The 19,842-nt window shown below is 70.3% G+C and carries 17 protein-coding genes and 2 riboswitches; of the genes, 11 read left to right on the top strand and 6 right to left on the bottom strand.

Annotation, left to right across the window (positions count from 1 at the left end; genetic code table 11):
* Positions 1-29 precede the first annotated feature (29 nt).
* The gene (locus ACIRG9_RS07670) at positions 30-1,754 is read left to right on the top strand and encodes a carbohydrate-binding protein (RefSeq protein ID WP_402851705.1); all 1,725 of its coding nucleotides are present in this window, start codon (positions 30-32) and stop codon (positions 1,752-1,754) included.
* Positions 1,755-2,168: 414 nt separating this feature from the next.
* Here ACIRG9_RS07670 and ACIRG9_RS07665 read toward each other — a convergent pair whose 3' ends face one another.
* Complete coding sequence (locus tag ACIRG9_RS07665) at positions 2,169-3,335, bottom strand: sensor histidine kinase (protein WP_402851702.1); 1,167 nt, start codon at positions 3,333-3,335, stop codon at positions 2,169-2,171.
* A complete protein-coding gene (locus ACIRG9_RS07660) occupies positions 3,332-3,982 on the bottom strand; it encodes a response regulator transcription factor (protein ID WP_402851699.1) in 651 nt (216 codons plus the stop codon). Before ACIRG9_RS07660 ends, ACIRG9_RS07665 begins: the two co-directional genes overlap by 4 nt.
* A 98-nt stretch (positions 3,983-4,080) precedes the next feature.
* Here ACIRG9_RS07660 and ACIRG9_RS07655 point away from each other — a divergent pair, with 98 nt between their 5' ends.
* The 6 genes from ACIRG9_RS07655 to ACIRG9_RS07630 all read left to right on the top strand — a co-directional run bounded on the left by ACIRG9_RS07655 (position 4,081) and on the right by ACIRG9_RS07630 (position 10,726).
* Positions 4,081-4,608, top strand: a complete 528-nt coding sequence (locus ACIRG9_RS07655; protein ID WP_402851696.1) for a hypothetical protein — start codon at positions 4,081-4,083, stop codon at positions 4,606-4,608.
* Complete coding sequence (locus tag ACIRG9_RS07650) at positions 4,605-5,705, top strand: peptidoglycan-binding protein (RefSeq protein WP_402851693.1); 1,101 nt, start codon at positions 4,605-4,607, stop codon at positions 5,703-5,705. The genes ACIRG9_RS07655 and ACIRG9_RS07650 overlap by 4 nt, the downstream gene beginning before the upstream one ends.
* Positions 5,702-6,379, top strand: coding sequence for an ABC transporter ATP-binding protein (locus ACIRG9_RS07645; RefSeq protein ID WP_402851691.1), 678 nt, complete (start codon positions 5,702-5,704; stop codon positions 6,377-6,379). Before ACIRG9_RS07650 ends, ACIRG9_RS07645 begins: the two co-directional genes overlap by 4 nt.
* Positions 6,376-7,596 (top strand): ABC transporter permease, encoded by a 1,221-nt coding sequence (locus ACIRG9_RS07640; RefSeq protein WP_402851688.1) that lies wholly within the window; start codon positions 6,376-6,378, stop codon positions 7,594-7,596. Before ACIRG9_RS07645 ends, ACIRG9_RS07640 begins: the two co-directional genes overlap by 4 nt.
* Positions 7,597-7,919: 323 nt before the next feature.
* Complete coding sequence (locus ACIRG9_RS07635; RefSeq protein ID WP_402851685.1) at positions 7,920-10,355, top strand: nitric-oxide reductase large subunit; 2,436 nt, start codon at positions 7,920-7,922, stop codon at positions 10,353-10,355.
* Positions 10,352-10,726 carry a hypothetical protein gene (locus tag ACIRG9_RS07630; RefSeq protein ID WP_402851683.1) on the top strand — a complete coding sequence of 125 codons (375 nt, stop codon included), beginning with the start codon at positions 10,352-10,354 and terminating at the stop codon, positions 10,724-10,726. The genes ACIRG9_RS07635 and ACIRG9_RS07630 overlap by 4 nt, the downstream gene beginning before the upstream one ends.
* Positions 10,727-10,840: 114 nt before the next feature.
* On the opposite strand, the gene ACIRG9_RS07625 is transcribed toward ACIRG9_RS07630, so the two are convergent.
* On the bottom strand, positions 10,841-11,671 hold the full coding sequence (locus ACIRG9_RS07625; RefSeq protein ID WP_402851680.1) for a PIG-L family deacetylase: 831 nt from the start codon (positions 11,669-11,671) through the stop codon (positions 10,841-10,843).
* Between the two features lie 73 nt (positions 11,672-11,744).
* Between ACIRG9_RS07625 and ACIRG9_RS07620 the strand changes: the two genes are divergently transcribed.
* A complete protein-coding gene (locus ACIRG9_RS07620; protein WP_402851677.1) occupies positions 11,745-12,458 on the top strand; it encodes a hypothetical protein in 714 nt (237 codons plus the stop codon).
* Between the two features lie 37 nt (positions 12,459-12,495).
* On the opposite strand, the gene ACIRG9_RS07615 is transcribed toward ACIRG9_RS07620, so the two are convergent.
* Positions 12,496-13,134 (bottom strand): alpha/beta fold hydrolase, encoded by a 639-nt coding sequence (locus ACIRG9_RS07615; protein WP_402851674.1) that lies wholly within the window; start codon positions 13,132-13,134, stop codon positions 12,496-12,498.
* A gap of 57 nt (positions 13,135-13,191) precedes the next feature.
* Here ACIRG9_RS07615 and ACIRG9_RS07610 point away from each other — a divergent pair, with 57 nt between their 5' ends.
* The 3 genes from ACIRG9_RS07610 to ACIRG9_RS07600 all read left to right on the top strand — a co-directional run bounded on the left by ACIRG9_RS07610 (position 13,192) and on the right by ACIRG9_RS07600 (position 17,936).
* Positions 13,192-14,820 (top strand): FAD-dependent oxidoreductase, encoded by a 1,629-nt coding sequence (locus ACIRG9_RS07610; protein ID WP_402851671.1) that lies wholly within the window; start codon positions 13,192-13,194, stop codon positions 14,818-14,820.
* 206 nt (positions 14,821-15,026) lie between these two features.
* Entirely contained in the window at positions 15,027-15,857 is an 831-nt protein-coding gene (locus ACIRG9_RS07605) for an SAM-dependent methyltransferase (RefSeq protein WP_402851668.1), read from the top strand.
* Between the two features lie 282 nt (positions 15,858-16,139).
* A complete protein-coding gene (locus ACIRG9_RS07600; protein WP_402851666.1) occupies positions 16,140-17,936 on the top strand; it encodes a hypothetical protein in 1,797 nt (598 codons plus the stop codon).
* A gap of 117 nt (positions 17,937-18,053) precedes the next feature.
* Here the strand turns inward: ACIRG9_RS07600 and ACIRG9_RS07595 are convergent, their stop codons facing one another.
* Together ACIRG9_RS07595 and ACIRG9_RS07590 are read right to left on the bottom strand one after the other, a co-directional pair.
* Positions 18,054-18,677, bottom strand: coding sequence for a LysE family translocator (locus tag ACIRG9_RS07595; RefSeq protein ID WP_402851663.1), 624 nt, complete (start codon positions 18,675-18,677; stop codon positions 18,054-18,056).
* 3 nt (positions 18,678-18,680) lie between these two features.
* On the bottom strand, positions 18,681-19,193 hold the full coding sequence (locus tag ACIRG9_RS07590; RefSeq protein WP_402851918.1) for an acyl-CoA thioesterase: 513 nt from the start codon (positions 19,191-19,193) through the stop codon (positions 18,681-18,683).
* Positions 19,194-19,308: 115 nt separating this feature from the next.
* Positions 19,309-19,523, bottom strand: a riboswitch (cobalamin riboswitch).
* A 151-nt stretch (positions 19,524-19,674) separates the two neighbouring features.
* Positions 19,675-19,807, top strand: a riboswitch (cobalamin riboswitch).
* Positions 19,808-19,842: the final 35 nt, after the last annotated feature.

The following is a 19,842-nucleotide window of genomic DNA, read 5'->3' as shown; positions in this document are numbered from 1 at the left end:
CCGACCGGTGGAATCAGGGGAGAGACTTCATGGTGATGAAGCTATCCGGCACCACATCGCGGTTCAGGTTCGCGCTCATCGCCGCCGCAGCGGCGGTTGCCGTCGCGGGATCCCTCACCACGGCACCCTCGTCGTCGGCAGTCGCGTCGACGAAGGCCGACAGCGTCGTGGTGAAGGTCAGAGAGCAGCGGCAGAGCATCCGCGGCTTCGGAGGCATGAACCACCCGCTGTGGATCGATGATCTGACGCCGTCCCAACGTGACACGGCCTTCGACAACGGCCAGGACGACCTGGGTTTGTCGATCCTGCGGATCCCCGTGCCCGAGGACCGCGCCGACTGGTCGCGCACCCTCGCGACGGCGCAGGCTGCGGCGGGCAAGGGTGCGTCGGTCATCGCGGCGCCGTGGAACCCGCCGGCCGACCTCGTCGAGACGTTCGAGAAGGCGCCGGTGCTCATCGGTAGCGTCTACGAGGCGGAGGCCGGGACGCTCGTCAACGGCGTCACCGCGACCACGGCTCCGGGCTTCAACGGCACGGGTTACGTCGACTTCACGGCCGACGCGGGCGCGAGTGTGCAATGGAACAACGTCGTCATCGGCTCTGCCGGTCTGAAGACGTTCGGATTCCGCTACGCGCTCGCGAGCGGCACGCGCGCGATGGACCTGTACGTCAACGACAACCTCGTCGCGAGCGACGTCGAGTTCGGGGCGACCGGCAGTGAGTCGACGTGGGAGCTGAAGCTCGTCCACGTGCAGATGACGCCGGGGATGAATGTCGTGCGGCTGCAGACCACCGGCGACGGCGGGCCGAGCCTCGACAACATGACCGCGGCGCCGTACACGGACGCGACGCAGGCGAGGCGCCTTGCCCACGACAGGTACGCCGAGTACGCGCGTTACCTGAACGACTTCGTGGAGTACATGCGCGCCAATGGTGTCGAGCTGTACGGCATTTCGGTCCAGAACGAGCCAGACTATGCGTTCGACTGGACCTGGTGGACGCCTGAGGAGATCGTGCGCTTCCTGCGCGACTACGCGGGCGTGATCTCGACGCGCGTCATCGCGCCCGAGTCGTTCCAGTACAAGAAGAACATGTCGGACCCGATCCTCAACGACCCCGGTGCACTGGCCAACATGGACATCCTCGGGACGCACCTGTACGGCACGCAGTACGCCGACTTCCGGTACCCCCTTTTCGAGGAGAAGGGCGTCGGCAAGGAGCTGTGGATGACCGAGCTCTACACGCCCAACAGCGAGACCGACTCGGCGCAGCGGTGGCCCGAGGCGCTGTCGGTCGCGGAGAACATCCACCACGCGATGGCCGACGCGCAGTTCCAGGCGTACGTCTGGTGGTACATCCGCCGAAGCTACGGCCCCATCCTCGAGGATGGCACGATCAGCAAGCGCGGCTACATGATGGGCCACTACACGAAGTTTGTGCGGCCCGGAGATGTCCGCGTCGAGGCCACCAAGGAGGCGCAGCCCGGCGTCCTCACATCCGCCTACCTGGGCGCTGACGGCAAGGTGACCGTCGTCGCCATCAATACCAACACGACCGCCGCTGAGCAGCGAATCCACCTCGTGGGTACGAGCGCGTCGGCGATCGACGCATGGGTGACGGACGCGGACCGCAACCTTGAGAAGTTCCCGGCCCCGAGGGTGACGGGTAACCACTTCACGGCGTCCCTTCCGGCCCAGAGCGTGACGACGTTCGTGCTGCAGAACCGACTACCGGAGGGGCATCTTCCCGGGTGAGCACGACGGTCGAGTGGAAGCACCGCGTGCTGACGCTGACGGTCTGAGCTGAGACTTCGGTGGCACTGTCGGAGCTGACCAGCGGGGTCGGTCGGATGGATGACCACATGAATGGAAGATGATGCGAAGGATCTTGGCCGGCGTAATCCTCGCCATGGTGCCGGTGGTTTACCTTTCCATCTTCGTGCTTTACAGGACACCCCTTGCCGATGAGTTGAATTCGATGATGAGTGGGCCGATCGACGAATTCGCGCCCCTTATCTTCATGTGTGGGATGCTGGCTTCTGTGGTTGCGTTCGGGTGGCTGATCAGAGGAGGCAACTCATAGTGGCCCTGGGGAGGCCACAGGTTGCACCTGGTTCGGCCGCCGCCGATCCCTGTCGCCGCCTACCAGCACCGTTGCGTTCCGGCTGATCAAGGGGTTGCCGGAGCAGGAAGGGTGACGGTGACCGTCAGCCCGCCCCCGGCGTTCGGCGCCGCCACCACCGTGCCGCCATGCGCCCGGACGATGGACCGGACGATTGCCAGGCCCAGGCCGACCGAGCGGGAGCCCGCGCTACGGTCGGATGACAGCCGCTGGAACGGCTCGAACAGCCGATCGACCACTTCCGGCGGGATCTGGTCACCGGTGTTGCGCACTGTGACGATTGCATCCCCGTCGCGGCGCCCGGTGGACACCTCGATCCAGCCGCCCGGATTGTTGTGCCGGATCGCGTTGTCGACCAGGTTGCTGACCAGGCGGTCCAGCAGGGCCGGGTCGCCGTTGACCGGGGCCGGGCGCAGGTCGGTGGTGACGGTCAGCTGGGCGCGCTCGGCTTCGCCGTCCGCCTCGCTCACCGCGACGGCCGCCGCGACCGCGAGGTCGTGGGGGTCGTGAGCGATGACGCCGCTGTCGCTGCGCGCCAGTGCCAGCAGGCCGTCCAACAGGCGTTCGGCCCGGCCGGTCGCGGTCAGCATGCGCCGGCCCACGGCCTCCCATTGTGCGGTCGTGCTCTCTCGCTTGGCCAGCTGCACCTCGGCGCCGGTCCGCACGATCGCGAGGGGTGTGCGCAGCTCGTGCGAGGCGTCGGCGACGAACCTGCGCTGGCTGTTGAAGGAGGATTCCAGCCGGGCAACCATCTCGTCGAAGGTGTCGGCCAGTTCCTTGAGCTCGTCGTGCGGGCCGGTGAGCGCGACGCGTTCGTGCAGCCGGTCCTGGGAGATCCGCCGGGTGGCGGCGGTGAGGGTCCGCAGGGGCCGGAGCATGCGTCCGGCGACGACCCAGGAGACGCCGAGTCCCAACAGCGCGGTGACCCCAAGCCCGACCGCTGAGGTGCCCGCGGTGTTCAGCAACGTCTTACGGCGCAGCCGCTCCATATTGGCCAGCTCGGCCTTTATCGAGGCGAGCTTCGCGGCTTCATCCGTGAAATGGGGCTCGGTCTCCATCGCGCTGATCTCGGCTGCGTCCGGCTCGTTCGGGTTGCGGTAGAGGCTGTTGTAGAGCAGCGCGTAGTTGAGCGCGAGGAGCGCCGCGCAGGCCCCTACGAGCACGACGGCGTACACGAGGGTCAGCCGCAGGCGGATCGACGGACGCGGTTTCACAGGCGGTATCCCGCGCCGACGACGGTCTCGATCAGCGGCGGGTCGCCGAGCTTGCGACGCAGCCGGGCGACGGTCACCCGCACGGTGGCGGTGAACGGGTCAGCGTGCTCGTCCCACGCCCGTTCCAGCAGGTCCTCGGCGCTGACCACGGCGCCGTGGGCACTCATCAGGATCTCCAGCACGGACAGCTCCTTCGTGGTCAGTGGGATGATGCGACCGTCGCGGGTGACGACGCGCCGCGCGGTGTCGAAGGTCAGGCCGGCGTGCCGCAGGACCCTGGGCGCGTTGTTGGCCCGGCGGGCCAGGGCACGGATGCGCAGCACCAACTCGTCGAAGACGAACGGCTTGGGCAGGTAGTCGTCGGCGCCGAGCATCAGGCCGGCGACCCGGTCCGCCGCCTCCCCGGCTGCGGTGAGCATGAGGATCCGGGCGTCACTGCCGCCCGTGGTCAGAGCGGTGCACACCTGGTCGCCGTGCACGAGCGGCAGGTCGCGGTCGAGCACGACCACGTCGTACCGGTTCGTGCCGGCCTTGTGCAGGCCGTCGAGCCCGTCGGCGGCGAGGTCGACCGCGATGCCCCGGTCCCGCAGCCCGTCCGCGACCTGCTCGGCCAGCAGCACCTCGTCCTCGATCAGCAGCACCCGCACCCGGCACCCCCTGCTCAGCAGTCTCGGCGATCGGGCATTACACCGACGTTACAGCCGCTGTGACGGTGCTGTTGCCGCCCGGTAGCTGCACTGAAGCAATGAGAAAACGTCTCCTGGCTGGCATCCTGCTGCCACTGGTACTGGTTGCGGCGGCGGCCTGCTCGCAAGCCGACGACGGTGCGGGCGTGGCCTCGGTGAGCGGTACAGCGGCGCCGAGCCCGACGCCGAGTCTCAGCGAGCTTGAGCAAGCAATCGGGTACGTGCGGTGCATGCGGGCGAACGGCGTACCGATGCCCGACCCCGAAGTCGTCGACGGCAATGTCCGGATCGGGGGCGGGTTGAACAAGGACGGGGTGGACGAGGACACGTTGCGCAACGCGGAGGAGGCCTGCAAGCAGTACAGACCCGTGCCACCTCCGGAGCTGGCAACCCAGAAGCTCCAGTTGGCGCGCGAGGAGTCGCGGTGCATGCGGGCCAACGGGGTGGAGAACTTCCCCGACCCGAAGGCCGACCTCAGCCGTGAGGTTCCCGAGTCGATCCGCCAGGACCCGCAGTACGAGCAGGCGGAGGCGAGTTGCTTCTGGCACGACGGCAGGTCGCCCTCACCAGGAGCGTCGGGGAGATGAGCAGTGGAGTCCTGTTGACCGACCATTCCGGCGGCCGACGGCGGCGCGGTCGGGCCGTCGCAGCGGGCGGCGCCGTCGTACTCGCGGCGGGAGCGGCGGCCGCGGCCGCGGTCGGGTTCGGCGGGGATGGCGCGGGTGCGCCGCGGGCGGCGGACCTGCCGCCCGGCACCGCGCTGGTGACCCGACAGACGATGCTGGACACCGACGTGGTGTCCGGTGACCTCGGGTACGAGTCGAAGACCGCGCTCGCCGGGCGAATCGCGGGCGTGGTGACCAGGGTGCCGCTGGCCGGCGACCTCATCGGCCGGGGCCAGCCGATCTACCGGGTGGACAACGCGCCGGTGGTGCTGATGTACGGCGACCTCGCCGCGTACCGAGGGCTCGGCCCGGGCGCCGTCGGCGCGGACGTACGGCAACTGGAGGAGAACCTGAAGGCCCTAGGCTACGGCGGATTCACGGTGGACGACAGGTACACGGCCGGCACCGCGAAGGCGGTGAGGCGATGGCAGAAGGACCTCGGCCTGTCTCGGACCGGCCAGGTCGAGCTGGGGCGGGTGCTGTTCGCGCCGGGCAAGATCCGCATCGACACGGTAACGGCCGGGGTGAACCAGTCCACCGGCGACGGGCAAGAGGTGCTGCAGTACACCGGGACCGGGCGCCAGGTGACGGTCCGGTTGGAAATATCCAAGCAACGCCTGGCCCGTAGGGGCGTCAACGTGCAGGTCCAGATGCCGGACGGCAAGCAGGTGGCCGGCCGGGTGGAACGGGTCCACACCGTGATCGAGCAGCCGACCGACGCGGGCCGCCAGGCGGAGACCTGGATCGAGGCCCGTGTCTCGCTGGGAGATCCCACGGGGGCGGCGGGGATCGAGGCGGCGGTGGTCAACGTCGTCTTCACCGCGTCCGAGCGCGAGGACGTGCTCACCGTGCCGGTCGCGGCGCTGGTGGCGTTGGCCGAGGGTGGCTACGGCCTCGAAGTCGTCGAGGGGTCCACCACGCGCTACCTCGGGGTGGAGACCGGCCTGTTCGCCGGCGGACGGGTCGAGGTCACCGGCGACGGGCTGACCGAGGGCATGACCGTGGGGATGCCACGATGATCGAACTGACCGACGTGACGAAGGTGTACCCCGGCGACGTCCACGCGCTCGCCGGTGTCAACCTGACCATCCGTGCCGGCGACCTGGTCGCGGTGGTCGGCCCGTCCGGCTCGGGCAAGTCCACCATGCTGCACATGTTGGGCACGCTCGACCGGCCCACCTCCGGTCGGGTGGTGGTCGACGGCCACGACGTGTCGCGGCTGTCCGACCGGCAGCTCTCGGCTCTGCGCGCCAGCCGGATCGGGTTCGTGTTCCAGCAGTTCCACCTCGCTGCCGGGGTGCCGGTGCTGGACAACGTGGCCGACGGCCTGCTCTACGCGGGCGTACCGATGAAGGAGCGCAGGCGGCGGGCGGCGGCCGCGTTGCAGCGGGTCGGGCTCGGACACCGGCTCGACCACGAGCCCCACGAGCTGTCCGGCGGGGAAAAGCAGCGGGTGGCGATCGCCCGGGCGGTGGTCGGCGGACCCGCGCTGCTGCTCGCCGACGAGCCGACCGGCAACCTCGACTCCGCGTCCGGGCAGGGCGTCATGGCCGTGCTGCGCGAGCTGCGCTCAGCCGGTACGACGGTCGTGGTCATCACCCACGACCGTGAGCTCGCCGCGGGTCTCGACCGCCAGGTCCACGTGCGCGACGGCAAGGTGGTCGCCGAGCAGGCGGCGGGAGTGGCCCGATGACGACCGTTCACCCGGCTCGACCCCGGCTCTCGCCCGCCCGAATGGCCCCCCGCGACGTGGTCCGGGTCGCTGCGGCCGGCCTGCGCTCCCGCCCGGCCCGGGCGCTGCTGTCCGCGCTCGGCATCGCGATCGGCATCGCCGCGATGGTCGCCGTCGTGGGCGTCTCGTCGTCTTCCCGCGAAGAGCTCGACCGCCAGCTCGCCGCGCTCGGCACGAACCTGCTCACCGTCGCCCCCGGGCGGACCATCGACGGCCAGAACGCCAAGCTACCCACCGAGGCCGAGGCGATGATCGCGCGGATCGGCCCGGTCACCGCTGTCTCCGCGACCGGGGCGATCAGCAACGCCAAGGTGTACCGCTCGGACAGGATCCCCAAGGTGGAGACCAACGGATTGTCCGTGCTGGCCGCCCGCGTGGGCCTGCCGGACAGCGTCGGCGCGGGTCTGCGCGGCGGCACCTGGCTCAACGGCGCGACGGGCCGGTACCCCGCGGCGGTGCTGGGCGCCGCCGCGGCCGACCGGCTCGGCATCGGCCGGCCCGGTCCGCGGGCGCAGATCCTGGTCGGCGGCGAACCGTTCACCGTGATCGGCGTGCTCAACCCGGTGGCGCTCGCGCACGAACTGGATACGACCGTGCTGATCGGCTGGGACATCGCCACCGACCTGTTCGGCTTCGACGGACGGGCGACGACCGTCTACACCCGGTCACGGGAAAGCCAGGTCGAGGCGGTACGCGCCGTCCTCGCCGCCACCGCCAACCCGCGGGCACCCGGCGACGTCGACGTGTCCCGCCCCTCGGACGTCCTGGCCGCCCGCCGAGCGGCCAACGCCACCCTGAACGGGTTACTGCTCGGCCTGGGCGCGGTGGCGCTGCTGGTCGGCGGCGTCGGTGTGGCCAACACGATGGTCATCTCGGTGCTGGAGCGCCGGGCCGAGATCGGGCTACGCCGCTCGCTCGGCGCCACCCGAGGGCAGATCCGGGTGCAGTTCCTCGCCGAGTCGCTCCTGCTGTCCGCGCTCGGCGGTGTGGGCGGAGTGCTCCTCGGCGTCCTGGTCACCGCCGGGTACGCCGCCTATCAGGCCTGGCCCGCCGTCGTGCCGGCCTGGGCGACCGCTGGAGCCCTCGCCGCGACCGTGGTGATCGGTGGCGTCGCCGGGCTCTACCCGGCGATCCGCGCGGCCCGGCTGTCCCCGACCGAGGCGCTGGCCGCAGCGTGACCGGCTCGGCGGGCTGACCGATCCCGCCGAGCCGGTCCGTTCTGGTCGAGGACCGGGCCGTGAGGCCGCTCCCCGTCGAGGGTCCGGCGATTCGATGAGGAACTGCCCGGCCACATGCCGACGGGCCGCGCCCAGCGCGCGGCGCAAACCGATCTCGGTCCGCCGCTCGCGGACCGCGATGACCACCGGCAGCCCGCTGCGAACCCCCACGATTATTTTGACAAAGGACCCTGGTTATTACTAGTTATCTCGTCCTACTCTGCGGTCGCTCGGTTCGTACCGGTCGCTGCACGGCGACGTGGCGGCCGTCCTGAGGAGATCGCATGGTGATGTCAGAAGTCCCCACCGACGAAGCCCCCGACCCGGCAAGGCCACCGACCCGCGCCCCGGAGGGCAGGCGACCACGCATGATCGGCCGGGGCTGGGTGCAGGCGGCCATCCTCGTGACGCTCGGCGGATTCTTCGTTCTCGGGTTCTTGGCGATGCGTACATACCAGGCCCAGCCGCCGATCCCCGAACAGGTGACCACGCCCGACGGTCAGGTGCTGTTCACCGGCGACGACATCCGGCAGGGCCAGGAAGCATTCCTGCGCAACGGCCTCATGCAGTACGGCTCGATCTTCGGCCACGGTGCATACCTCGGCCCCGACTTCACCGCCGACTATCTGCACCGCGCCGCCACCGCGGTGCAGGAGCAGCACGGCGGCGCCGAGGCCGGACATGCCCGCACCGTCGAGGAATTCCGGACCAACCGGTACGACGCGCAGACCGGCACGCTGGTCTGGAGCGCCGCCCAGGCCAAGGCCTTCACCGAACTGACCACCCACTACGCCGAACTGCTCGGCTCACCCGAGGGCAAGCAGGGGCTCCGTCCCAACGCGGTGACCGACCCCGCCGAGATCCACGACCTGACCGCGTACTTCGGCTGGACAGCGTGGGCGTCCGCCACCGACCGGCCGGGCAAGACGTACTCCTACACCAACAACTGGCCCGCCGAGCCCCTGGTCGACAACGAACCGACCGGGCACACGGTGACGTGGAGCGTACTGTCGCTGATCTTCCTGCTGGTCGGCGCCGGCGCACTCTTCGCCGCCTTCGGCCGGTGGAACTTCCTCGGCTGGCACCACCGCGACCACCGCGAACTGCGTTTCCACGCCCCGAGCACCGTGCGGCTGACCCCCGCGCAGCGCGCCACCGCCTGGTTCTTCTTCGTCATGGCCGGGCTCTTCCTCGTCCAGACCCTGCTCGGCTCCGCAACCCAGCACTACCGGGCCGACCTGGGCAGCTTCTTCGGAATCCCGCTCGGCGAGTGGCTGCCCTACAACCTGACCCGCACCTGGCACGTGCAGTTGTCCATCTTCTGGGTGGTCACGTCGTTCCTGGCCATCGGCATCTTCCTCGCGCCCCTGATCGCCCGCGGCTGGGAGCCGCGCCGGCAGGCCCTGCTGACCCGGCTGCTGCTCGGCGCCCTCGTCGTGGTCGTCGTCGGCAGCCTCCTCGGCGAGTTGGCCGGCATGCGGGGCTGGCTCGGCCCGCTCTGGAGCTACCTCGGCAACCAGGGCTGGGAATACCTCGACCTCGGACGCGTCTGGCAGGTGCTGCTGATCCTCGGCATGGTCATCTGGGTGGCGATCCTGTTCCGCGGCCTGCGCCGGCGGTTGCGCACCGAACACGTCGCCAACCTGCCGTGGCTGTTCTTCCTGGCCGCCCTCGCCCTGCCGGCGTTCTACGCCGTGGGCCTGCTCGCCAGCCCGGACAGCCAGTTCACCGCCGCCGACTTCTGGCGGTTCATCGTGGTGCACCTGTGGGTCGAGGACTTCCTCGAGCTGTTCACCACCGCCACCGTCGCCTACCTGTTCGTGCTGCTCGGCGTCGTACGCGAGCGGGTCGCCCTCTCGGTGATCTTCCTCGACATCGTCCTGTACAGCGCGGGCGGCGTCGTCGGCACCATGCACCACCTGTACTTCTCCGGTGAGCCGGCCGAGCACCTCGCCCTCGGCGCGACGTTCTCCGCCCTGGAGGTCGTACCGCTGCTGTTCCTGACCGTGGAGGCGTGGAGCTTCCTGCAGCTGGGTGCCCGTCGCAAGAGCGCGTCGAGCACGCCGTTCCCGCACCGGTGGGCGGTCATGTTCCTCGCCGCGGTCGGCTTCTGGAACTTCCTGGGCGCCGGCGTGTTCGGTTTCCTGATCAACCTGCCGATCGTCTCCTACTACGAGATCGGCACCGGGCTCACCGCCAACCACGCCCACGCCGCGATGATGGGCGTGTACGGCATGCTGGCTGTCGGCTTCGCCATGTTCGTGCTGCGTTATCTCATCCCCGAGCAACGCTGGTCGGACCGGCTGGCCGCGGTGTCGTTCTGGTCGCTCAACCTGGGCCTGGCATGGATGTCGTTCGCCACGCTGCTGCCCGCCGGAGCCCTGCAGCTGTACAAGGTCGTCGACGCCGGGTACGCGGACGGCCGCAGCCTCGGCTACCTGCAGGGCGACACCAACATGTTCCTGGAGTGGCTGCGCCTGCCCGGCGACGTGGTCTTCATGGTCGGCGGGGTGCTGCCGCTGCTGTGGATGGCCTGGCTGGGTATCCGTCACCGGGTCAGCAGGACGCGATCGCCCGAGGAGCCGCCCGAGACGCTGCTGTTCACCGAGATCGTGCCGGACGGCCACTCCGCTGACGGTGGCGATGGCCTCGACGGCGAGGCAACGGCGTCTACCGGCGCGACGGTCGAGGAACAACCCTCCGGACCGGTGCCTCGATGAGCGGCGAGGCGGCCTTCGCGGCCGGGTACGTCCTGGTGCTGCTCGGCGTCGTGGTGGCCCTGAACAGCTACGGTCGCAAGCCCACCAGCGCCTGGGCCTCCCGGGTGTTCGCCGGATACCGCCGCGCGGTGCCGGACGCGCCCGAGCCGGCCGACCCCGCCGACTGGCCACATTCCGAGGTGGGCCGCTTTCACGGGGTGATCGCCCTGTCGATCGCGGCGATCGCGCTGGTCCTGGTCGGCGGCGTCATGTTCCGCCACCACCGGCCGCCGGAAGTCGCGATCCTGGTCGCGGTCGCACTGCCGCACTGCCTGCTGCTCGGTCGGCGAATACCCCGGCTGCTGCGGCAGCCGGCGCCCCCGCTCGGGTGAGTCCGCGGCCGGGGCCCGCGGCGCTGCGCGTGGCCCCGGCCGCTGGCATGGCCCCTCGGCCGGCAGGTGACGTTGTCATCGTTGGGAGCGGTGCAAGGACCCGGCGTGGCCCGGTCAGCGCAGTCCGGCGAACAGGTCGTCCTCGGGCGCCGGCGCATCGGTGATGTCGCGGACCCGGACGAAGGTCTCCACGCCCATCAGCTCGGTGAATCGTGTTTCGCCGAGTTGCAGGAAGAAGATGTTCTCGGCCTGACTGGCGTGTGCAGCCAACGATGCGAACTTCTGCGCGCCGTAGCCGCTCGTGTCCACCCAGGTGGTGATCTCGTCGTCGGGCAGGCCGAGCTGCGGCATCTCCTCCGACGGCCCGTCCGGCTCGGGAAACTCGACGCCAATCTCCTTCATGACCCGGCCGAACTCCTGGAAGGCACTGCGCGGCATGGTGGTCCAGTACACCTTCGCGGGGATGTTCGTCCGCTCGACGGCGGCCATCGTGATGCGGTGCGCCTGGATGTGATCCGGATGGCCGTAGAAGCCGTTTTCGTCATAGGTGACGACGACGTCGGGCCGATAGCGCCGGATCAACTCGGTCAGCCGGTCGGCCGCCTCCGCCACCGGCGTGTTCCAGAACGCGCCAGGCGCGTCGTTGGTCGCCCAACCCATCATCCCGGAGTCGGCATAGCCGAGCGTCTCCAGGTGCGTGACCTTCAACGCCTCGCAACTGGCCGTCAACTCGGCCTGGCGCATCGCTACCACGGCCTCCGGGTCGTGCCCCGGGTCGCCCGGCTTGACCCCGCCGGGCCCATCGCCGCACCGCCCGTCCGTGCAGGTCACGAGCACCGTCGTGATCCCCTCCGCCGCATAGCGGGCGAGGACGCCGCCGGTGCTGGTCGCCTCGTCGTCGGGGTGCGCGTGCACCGCCATCAAGGTCAGAGATCGCTCAGCCACCCCACCACAATACGAGGGACGTCCGGCGCACTAGCATTGCCGCGATCCGGAACGGTTGCTGAAACGAGGCGAGATGCGTTGGCTCCGGCAGTTACTGGGTAGCAGGCGGGTCCAGCTCAACCCGGGGCGGCAGGAGGCGCTACTGCAGGATGTTCGGCAGCGGTACGGCCCCCGCTCGCAGGTCCGCTTCCCGGAACAGGTCGAGGCGATCACCCGGATGCTGAACGACGACGACGGCCTGGTGGTGGCGGCCCGGATCGTGAGCGTGGCCGCCGACGAGGCCCACGCGGACCTACAGGCCCAGGCCCACGACGTACACCGACGGACGGGCCGGCGGCTTCTGGTGCACCGCCGAAACTACCGGCCGCTGTGGAAGGAGGCCGGACCGGCGCTGCGGTGGCCGCTGTTCACGCTGCCGTGCGGCCTCCACCCGTACGCGCAGGTGGCCGCCGCCGTCGCGGTGGTCGGCAGCCGGGCGCCCCGGCTCAGCCGGGTGACCGACCCTGGCCCGATCCTGACCCGCGTGTTCGAGGTGCTCGACCTCACCACCGCTGGCTGGGAGTACGGCCGGGTGCGGGTGGACACCGATGCGGCCGCCCTGGGCGATCGACTGATCTCGACCGCCGGGCAGGTCCTCGCGGCCATCGACGACCCGCCCCGCTTGCCGCCTCCGGTCCGCGAGCTGATGCGCCGCAACAGCACCACCGACATTCACGATCCGACCGGTCCGCGGTTGGTCGGCGCAATCAACCTGGGCGCGAGGATGCGGGAGACTCTCCTGGTCTGAGACACCGCAGCGGGACTGGCCGCCATGGGTGTCGAGTTCAAGGTCGCGAATCGAGGAATCGGGCGATCGAGCCAACCAGAGCCTTGGGGTCTTCAAGCATGGGTAGGTGACCGGTGTCGAGGCGGTCCCCCCAAGCGTGGCCGAGCCGTCGGGCGCATCGCTGTTGCAGCGCGATCGGCACTTCGCGGTCCTGAGTGGTAAGTACGTAGCCCCGCACGCCGCTCCACGAGCGATGGGCGGTCCTGTCGCGATACAGGCCAGGCGACTCGGGGGCGAAGTCCGCGATGATGCGGTCAGCAGTCTGGTCGTCGAGGCGGTGCGCAAGGCGGCGGCGGATCGCAGAATTCGGTGGACGGGTCCCGGCGAGCCGCATCGCCGCGTCCAGCACCCACCGATTCGGTGCCGGCATCGCCGAGATGAACGATCCTCCGGGCTCGGGGACCACGGCAGCCACCGCCAGGAACGCGCTGACACGTTCGGGCGCGAGCCGGGCGACCTCGGCGCCGATCACGCCACCGGCCGAATGCGCGACGATCGCGAACCTGCCCGTGGGCGCGGAGCCGACCGCCGTCGCCGACCTCTGACGCGCCGGGATTGTGGCCCGACTCGCGGGGAGATGCCCGAGCCGGTGTCCGTCGCCCAGGTCACGCTGGACGGGCCGTTGGACCCTGGTCACCTCGTATACCCCCGGGGGTAATGTTCGGGCACTGGGAGAGACGCAAGGCGGTGGACGGTGAAGGTTGTCATCGTGGGCGCGGTAGCCGGTGGCGTGTCGGCTGCTACCCGACTGAGCCGGCTGGGACCGGAGCACGAGATCGTCGTGTTCGAGCGCGGCAGTGACGTGTCGTACGCGAACTGCGGCCTGGCGTACCACGTCGGTGGCGTGATCGCCGACCGCCGGGATCTGCTGCTGCAGACACCGCAGAGCCTGCGTGCCCGATTCGGGCTGGACGTGCGGGTCCGCACCGAGGTCGTCGCAATCGACCGGCAGGCCCAGACGGTACGCGTGCGCGACCTGGACAACGCAGCCGAGTACGACGAGCCCTGGGACCGGTTGGTGCTCAGCCCGGGCGCGGCACCGTTCGCGCCGGACCTGCCCGGCATCGAGCGGGCCCACACACTGCGCACGGTGGCCGATGCCGATCGCCTCACCGCGCTCCTGACCGAGCAGCGCCCGGCCAGCGCCGTCGTCGTCGGTGGGGGCTTCATCGGGCTGGAGACGGCCGAAAAACTGCACCGGCGCGGATTGCAGGTCAGCGTGGTCGAACTGGACAATCAGGTTCTCGCCCCGATCGACCCCGAGCTGGCCGCCGTCGTGCACGCCGAGCTGCGCCGGAACGGGGTGCGCCTCGTGCTCGGCGCCGGCCTGACGGCGGTGCTGCCCGACGCCGTCGAGCTCGACGACGGGCAGCTGCTCCCCGCGGACGTGGTCGTGCTCGCCGTCGGTGTACGCCCGGAAACCGGGTTGGCCCGGCAGGCGGGCCTGGCGCTGGGCCGGCGCGGCGGCATCGCCGTGGACGAGTCGATGCGTACCACTGATCCACGCATCTACGCACTCGGCGATGCCGTCGAGAAGACCGACCGACTCGACCACGGGACGATCCCGGTATCACTGGCCAACACCGCCAACCGCCAGGGCCGCCTGGTTGCCGACGCCATCGCCGGCCGCCCGGTCAAGCTGACCGGGCGAATCGGCACCGCCATCGTGCGGGTCTTCGACCTCACCGTCGCCGTCACCGGATGGAACGAGAAGCGCCTGCGTACCGCCGGTCGCCCCTGCCAGCCCGTGCATACCCATCCGACCTCCCACGCGGGCTACTATCCCGGCGCTGTGCCGATGGCGCTCAAGCTGCTCTTCGACCCGCAGACCGGGTCGATCCTCGGTGCACAGGGCGTCGGCGGCGAGGGAGTGGACAAGCGCGTCGACGTGCTCGCCACCGCGCTGTACGCGGGGCTGTCCGCCGACGACCTCGCCGACCTCGAGTTGGCGTACGCACCCCAGTACGGCTCGGCCAAGGATCCGGTCAACATGCTCGGCTACATCGCGGAGAACATCCGCACCGGCACCACCCGTACGGTGCAGTGGCACGAGGTCGCCGACCGGGTCGCCGCCGGGGTGCACCTGCTCGACGTGCGGACCGCGGCCGAGCACGCCGCCGGCCACATCCGCGGCTCGCTGAACGTGCCCGTCGACGAGCTGCGCGAGCGTCTCGACGAACTGCCCGACGGTGAACTGATCGTCTACTGTCAGCTCGGCGTCCGGGGGCACACCGCCGCCACCCTGCTGATCGGCACCGGCCGGGACGCGGCCAACCTCGACGGCGGCTACCGCACCTGGTCCACCGCCACCGCCGATTGCTGAGGGACGTCTCGTACCTCCGGCATCTGTCCATTGCGGATGGTCATCGATGGTGGCTGGGCGCGGGCGATCTCCGCACCCGGCAGCGGCCTTCCTTCTCAGGTAACGCTGGCGGGCCGGGCGAGTCCGTCGCGACGACCGCCCCCCGGCACGTCGGCGGGTGACATAGGCTTGGCCAGCCGCAGCAGCACGCTCGAAGGGGGCCGCCCGTGGTCAAGCCAGCAGGCAAGGACAGCGCGATCTACGATGGACTCGACACGAGCGTGCCGCACCCCGCCCGTCGATACAACTACTGGCTGGGCGGCAAGGACAACTTCGCGGCCGACCGGGCCGCGGGCGACGAGATGGTCAAGCTCTTCCCCACGGTCCGGCTGGCCGCCCTGGAGAACCGAGCCTTCCTGCGCCGGGCCGCGACATTCCTGGCGCGCGACGCGGGCATTCGGCAGTTCCTCGATATCGGTACCGGGCTGCCCACCGCGAACAACACCCACGAGGTCGCCCAGTCGGTGGCACCCGAGTCGCGGATCGTCTACGTCGACAACGACCCGATGGTCATGGTGCACGCCCGCGCGCTGCTCACCAGCGCACCCGAGGGCCGCACCGCCTACCTCGAGGCCGACCTGCGGGAGCCGGACAAGATCCTCGGTCACCCCGACCTGCTCGCCACGCTCGACCTGTCGCAGCCGGTCGCGCTCATGCTCATCGCCGTCCTGCACTTCATCGACGGTGAGGAGCAGACCGCCGCGCTTGTGCGCCGCCTGGTCGAGGCGCTGCCGTCGGGTAGTTACGTCGCGGCGAGCCACGGCACCATGGACCTCGCCGACGCGCGGGCCCGCGCCGGATACGAGCAGATGAGGGCGGCCGGCCGCGCCGATATCGTGCCGCGGACGCGGGAGGAGTTCACGGCGCTGTTCGACGGGCTCGAACTCGTGGACCCGGGCGTCTGCGCGGTGAGCGAGTGGCGCGCCGAGGACGAGCCCCAGCCGCGTCCCGCCCCGCACGAGGTCGCCAACTACGGCTTGGTCGCCCGCATTCCATAGTCCACATCAGACCGGAGACGGCGACCCCGATTTCGTGCGGCGGGCGCCCGGATGCATCGTCTCGCCGGTCGACCCTCACTGCACCACCTCTGCCGAGTGGTTGTGGGACCCGCGTGCCTCGGCAGACGGACTCCGGCACGCGGCTCGCGTTGCGCTTGTCGGCATGGCTCCTGCCCTTTCGGGAAGGCAAGTGTGCCTCACCGCCCGACTTCGCCGCGTTGATCCGGCCGCCTGGCGTCCCTAGATTGACCCCACGAGCCTGCCATCGGGGGAGAGATCAGCATGCACCCTCGGGCGAAGATCCACCGGACACCGCAGCCAGGTCAGTCCCCACCCGCCAGCGGGGGACGGTCGCGTGACGACGAACTGGCCGCGGCCGCGTCGATGTTGCGGCTGCAGCGCGTGGCGGGCAACGGGGCCGTCACCCGGGTCGTGCAGCGGGGCATGGTCGCCCCCGGGTGGGGCGTCGGTGGCGCGCCGGTGGTGCAACGCCAGCAGGACCCCGCAGCTCTCCTTCCGGATCCGGCGGCGAAGGCGGCGACGACCTTCACCCCGCCCGGGGGCGGTCGGCTGTCGAGCAATCCGGATCTGCAGGGCGCGCTGTTTCCGTTCCGGCGGCAGATGCTGGAGAAGTTCGTTGGCCTGTACCAGTCCATTGAGCTGGACCAGCTCGATCCGGTGACGAAGGAGGCCACACTGGAGAAGATCCTCAGCGAGGTCCGGGCGGAACAGGCGAAACTGACCGGCCTGGGGAGAAAGACACCCGAGGAGACCAAGCGGGCCCAGGAACTCGAGGCGATGCTGAAGCGGGCCGAGCGTGACGCCGCCACGAAGCTCGCGGTGGCCAAGCAGTGGAGGTCCAAGCACGCCACGCCCGGTCAGTCCCTCGCCGCGCTGGAAACCGAGATCACTCGTTTGGGCCTGGAGCTCGGCCTACCGGACTGGGTGGCCACGGCGATGATTGAGTTCGCCGGTATGCGCTACGGCCGAACCGATCAGGGCGGCGGCAAGAGTGCGCACGGCTCCTACTACTCGCCTCAGCGGCTCCTCTGGGCGCTGGCCAAGACCCGCGACCCGGGGATCGGGAAAGCGGCCCAGGCGGCGTTCTTCACGCTGTCCACCGGCGAGGCGCTCGGCCGGATCAAGGCGATGCGCGAGCAGAACCAGGTGCCGCTCTGGGCGTGGCAACGGATCGTCTACCAGACGGATCTGCGGGTCGATCCGGCCAACACCAACCCGGACTGGAACAAACCGGCCGCGGTCCCGAAGGGAGAGGGTGGTAAGCCCAGCGACGAGGACGCGATCTGGCAGCGGGTGCTCAACCTCTGGCTGTCGCAGAACGCGAAGGACATCGCCCCGGGCGAGCGCGGGCCCGCGTTCGGCTCGACCGGCTGGCGCGCGGAGATGTTCGAGCGAGCTAGGACCAGGATGACCGGCTTCTCGGCCAACATCGCGCTGGGCGTCGTGTGCAACGAACTGTCCGAGGCGATCATGGCTGACCAGGGGGTACGCCTACCCGGCGGTATCGCGGCGAACGCCGCCTTCTTCAGCAGCGATGCCAAGGATCCGACCAAGCGACCTGCCGGGATGTACTTCGGTCGGGTCGCTCCCGAGTTCCTGCACCCGGGCGCGGTGCTGTTCCGGATCGACAAGACCTGGGCCCGGGCGGTCGCCGGTCACGACGAGGTGAAGGCGGCCGGCGGTGTCGACTACACCTTTCCGACGGCCGATCCCAAGCCCGATCCGAAGGTGACCGACCCACCCGCGGGCACGTCGTGGCGAAACATCGCCGTACCCGGTGAGCGGGTGCGCCGTGAGTCGGACGGGGAAGAGAAGGTCACCCAGTACGTCCGGTGGCAGCACCAGATGACGGTGGCCGACGTGCGCGGTGATCGGGTGATACTGCTGGAGACCGGGGACCAGGGCGCCGGCGTGTACGAGAAGTCTGCCGCCGCACTGCAGGGCGACCCGTACGTGTTCCTCGGGGCCAAGGACGAGCGCCAGGTCATCACCATCGGAGAGGTGACCGTGGTCGGTGATCCCAGGGGCGGACCTGATCCCGATAGCCCCGGTCGCTGAGCCGTCGCGGCGGCGCTGCGGTCGAAGATGGACGTGCGCCATTCACGATTGACCTGGGCGGTGGCCGACGGCGGCGGCCGGATGCGCCCGGTGTCGGTACGTCACCTGCGGTCCCTGTCAGCCGGCCGCCAGCCGGAGTCCGAGTGCGACGAACGCGACGGCGCAGATCCGGTTGATCCACCGTGACCAGCGGCCCTCGGACATCCGGCCGGCGAGCCGGCCGGCGCCGGCGCCCAACGCGATGTCGACGGTGAGCTGCACCACCACGAAGAGAGCGCCGAGCAGTGTCAACTGGGCGGTGGCGTTACCCGCGGCCGGGTCGACGAACTGGGGCAGGAACGCCACGCTGAACAGGATCATCTTCGGGTTGAGCAGGTTGGTCACCAGTCCGCGGAGGAACGCGTGCCTGGTGGTGCCGCCCTGCTCCGGCGCGGTGGTGGTCGGCCGGCCGGCGGTTCGTAGCGCCCGCACCCCGAGAACGACCAGGTAGGCCGCGCCGGCCCAGCGGATCGCGGTGAACAACACCGGTGAGGCGGAGATGAGCGCGGCGAGGCCGCCGACGACCGCGGCGACGTGCACCGCCTCGCCCGCCGCCACGCCGAGAGCGGCGACCACCCCGGCACGGGTGCCGTAGCGAGCGGCGTTGGCCAGGACGAACATCATGTCGGGGCCGGGGGTGACCATGAGGACGGTGATCGCGGCGAGGTAGCCGGCGACGGTCGCCGCGGACAGTCCGAGCATGTCTCAGTCCTCCTCGGCGCCGTCGAGCAGGGCCCGCCGCAACGCCAGCCGGTGCTCGCGGCGGATCTGCGCCTCGCGGTAGCGGCGCTGGTCCTCGTCGGTCTGCGGCAGCAGCGGCGGGACGACACGGGGTTGGCCGTCGTCGTCGACCGCGACCATGACCAGGTGCGCGGTCGCCACATCGACCGGCGGTACCGCTCGGTCCCACCTGTCCGCGCTCACCTTGACGGCGACCTCCATCGAACTGCGACCAGCCCAGGTGATCCGGGCGTCGACGTGGACGACGTCACCGACCCGTACCGCGCGGAGGAAGGCGGTCTCGTCGATAGCGGCGGTGACCGCAGGTCCGTCGGAGTGCCGTGCGGCGACCACCCCGGCGACGGAGTCGATGAGGTTGAGGATCCGCCCTCCGTGCACGGTGCCCATCAGGTTGGTGTGGTGCTGGTCCATGATCTGCGACATGGTCAGGCGCGAGGCCGACGGCGGCCGGCCGGCGAGTGTGGTGGTGTCGTGCATGGGTCGTCCGTCCTCGGGAAGCAGACCGCCGGACCGGCCGGAGCGCACGTCGAGGACACGCCCCATGGCGTGTCACCCGCACGACCCGCCCGCGAGGTCGACGGCAGCGCACACCCCTCGTGTGCGCAGCGCGGGCAGGTCTTCGGACTCGCGGGCGCGGCCGGACGTGCCGGTCTCCTACTGGCCGTCGCTTCCCAGGCCATGGGCGGCCCAGTGCCGATGACGGCGGTCGTTCCCACTCACCGCTGCGGGGCAGTCCCGGACTCCCACCGGGTTCCCTCTTACGACGCCCGGTCAGGGACCGGGCGAACCAGCGCCGTTCTCCACCCTACAAGGCTCCGACCGATCGTTCGGTCGTGCCGGAGCCGGCTGTGAGCCACGTCCCTCGCCCGAACCGCCGGCTCAGCTCACCGAACCCCGAGCGCGTGTCGACATCGATCAACGCCTTGCTGTTATCCAGGTGACGCCCGTCGAGGATTGACGTTGGCGAAGAGCGTGTGTTGCGATGGGGTGCTCCAGCATCAGGGGAAGCCGGTCAAATTCCGGCACTGGCCCGCAACCGTAGGTCCCGTCAGGGACGAGTCGGATTACCTGGCTGGAGGTGCCACGTCAGCGTCGTCGAGGTCACGGCGCGGGCATCGCGCCGGGG

Origin of the sequence: Micromonospora sp. NPDC093277 (assembly GCF_044765245.1) — a bacterium.
GTDB lineage: Bacteria > Actinomycetota > Actinomycetes > Mycobacteriales > Micromonosporaceae > Micromonospora.
This window is presented reverse-complemented; position numbering and strand designations above follow the sequence as displayed.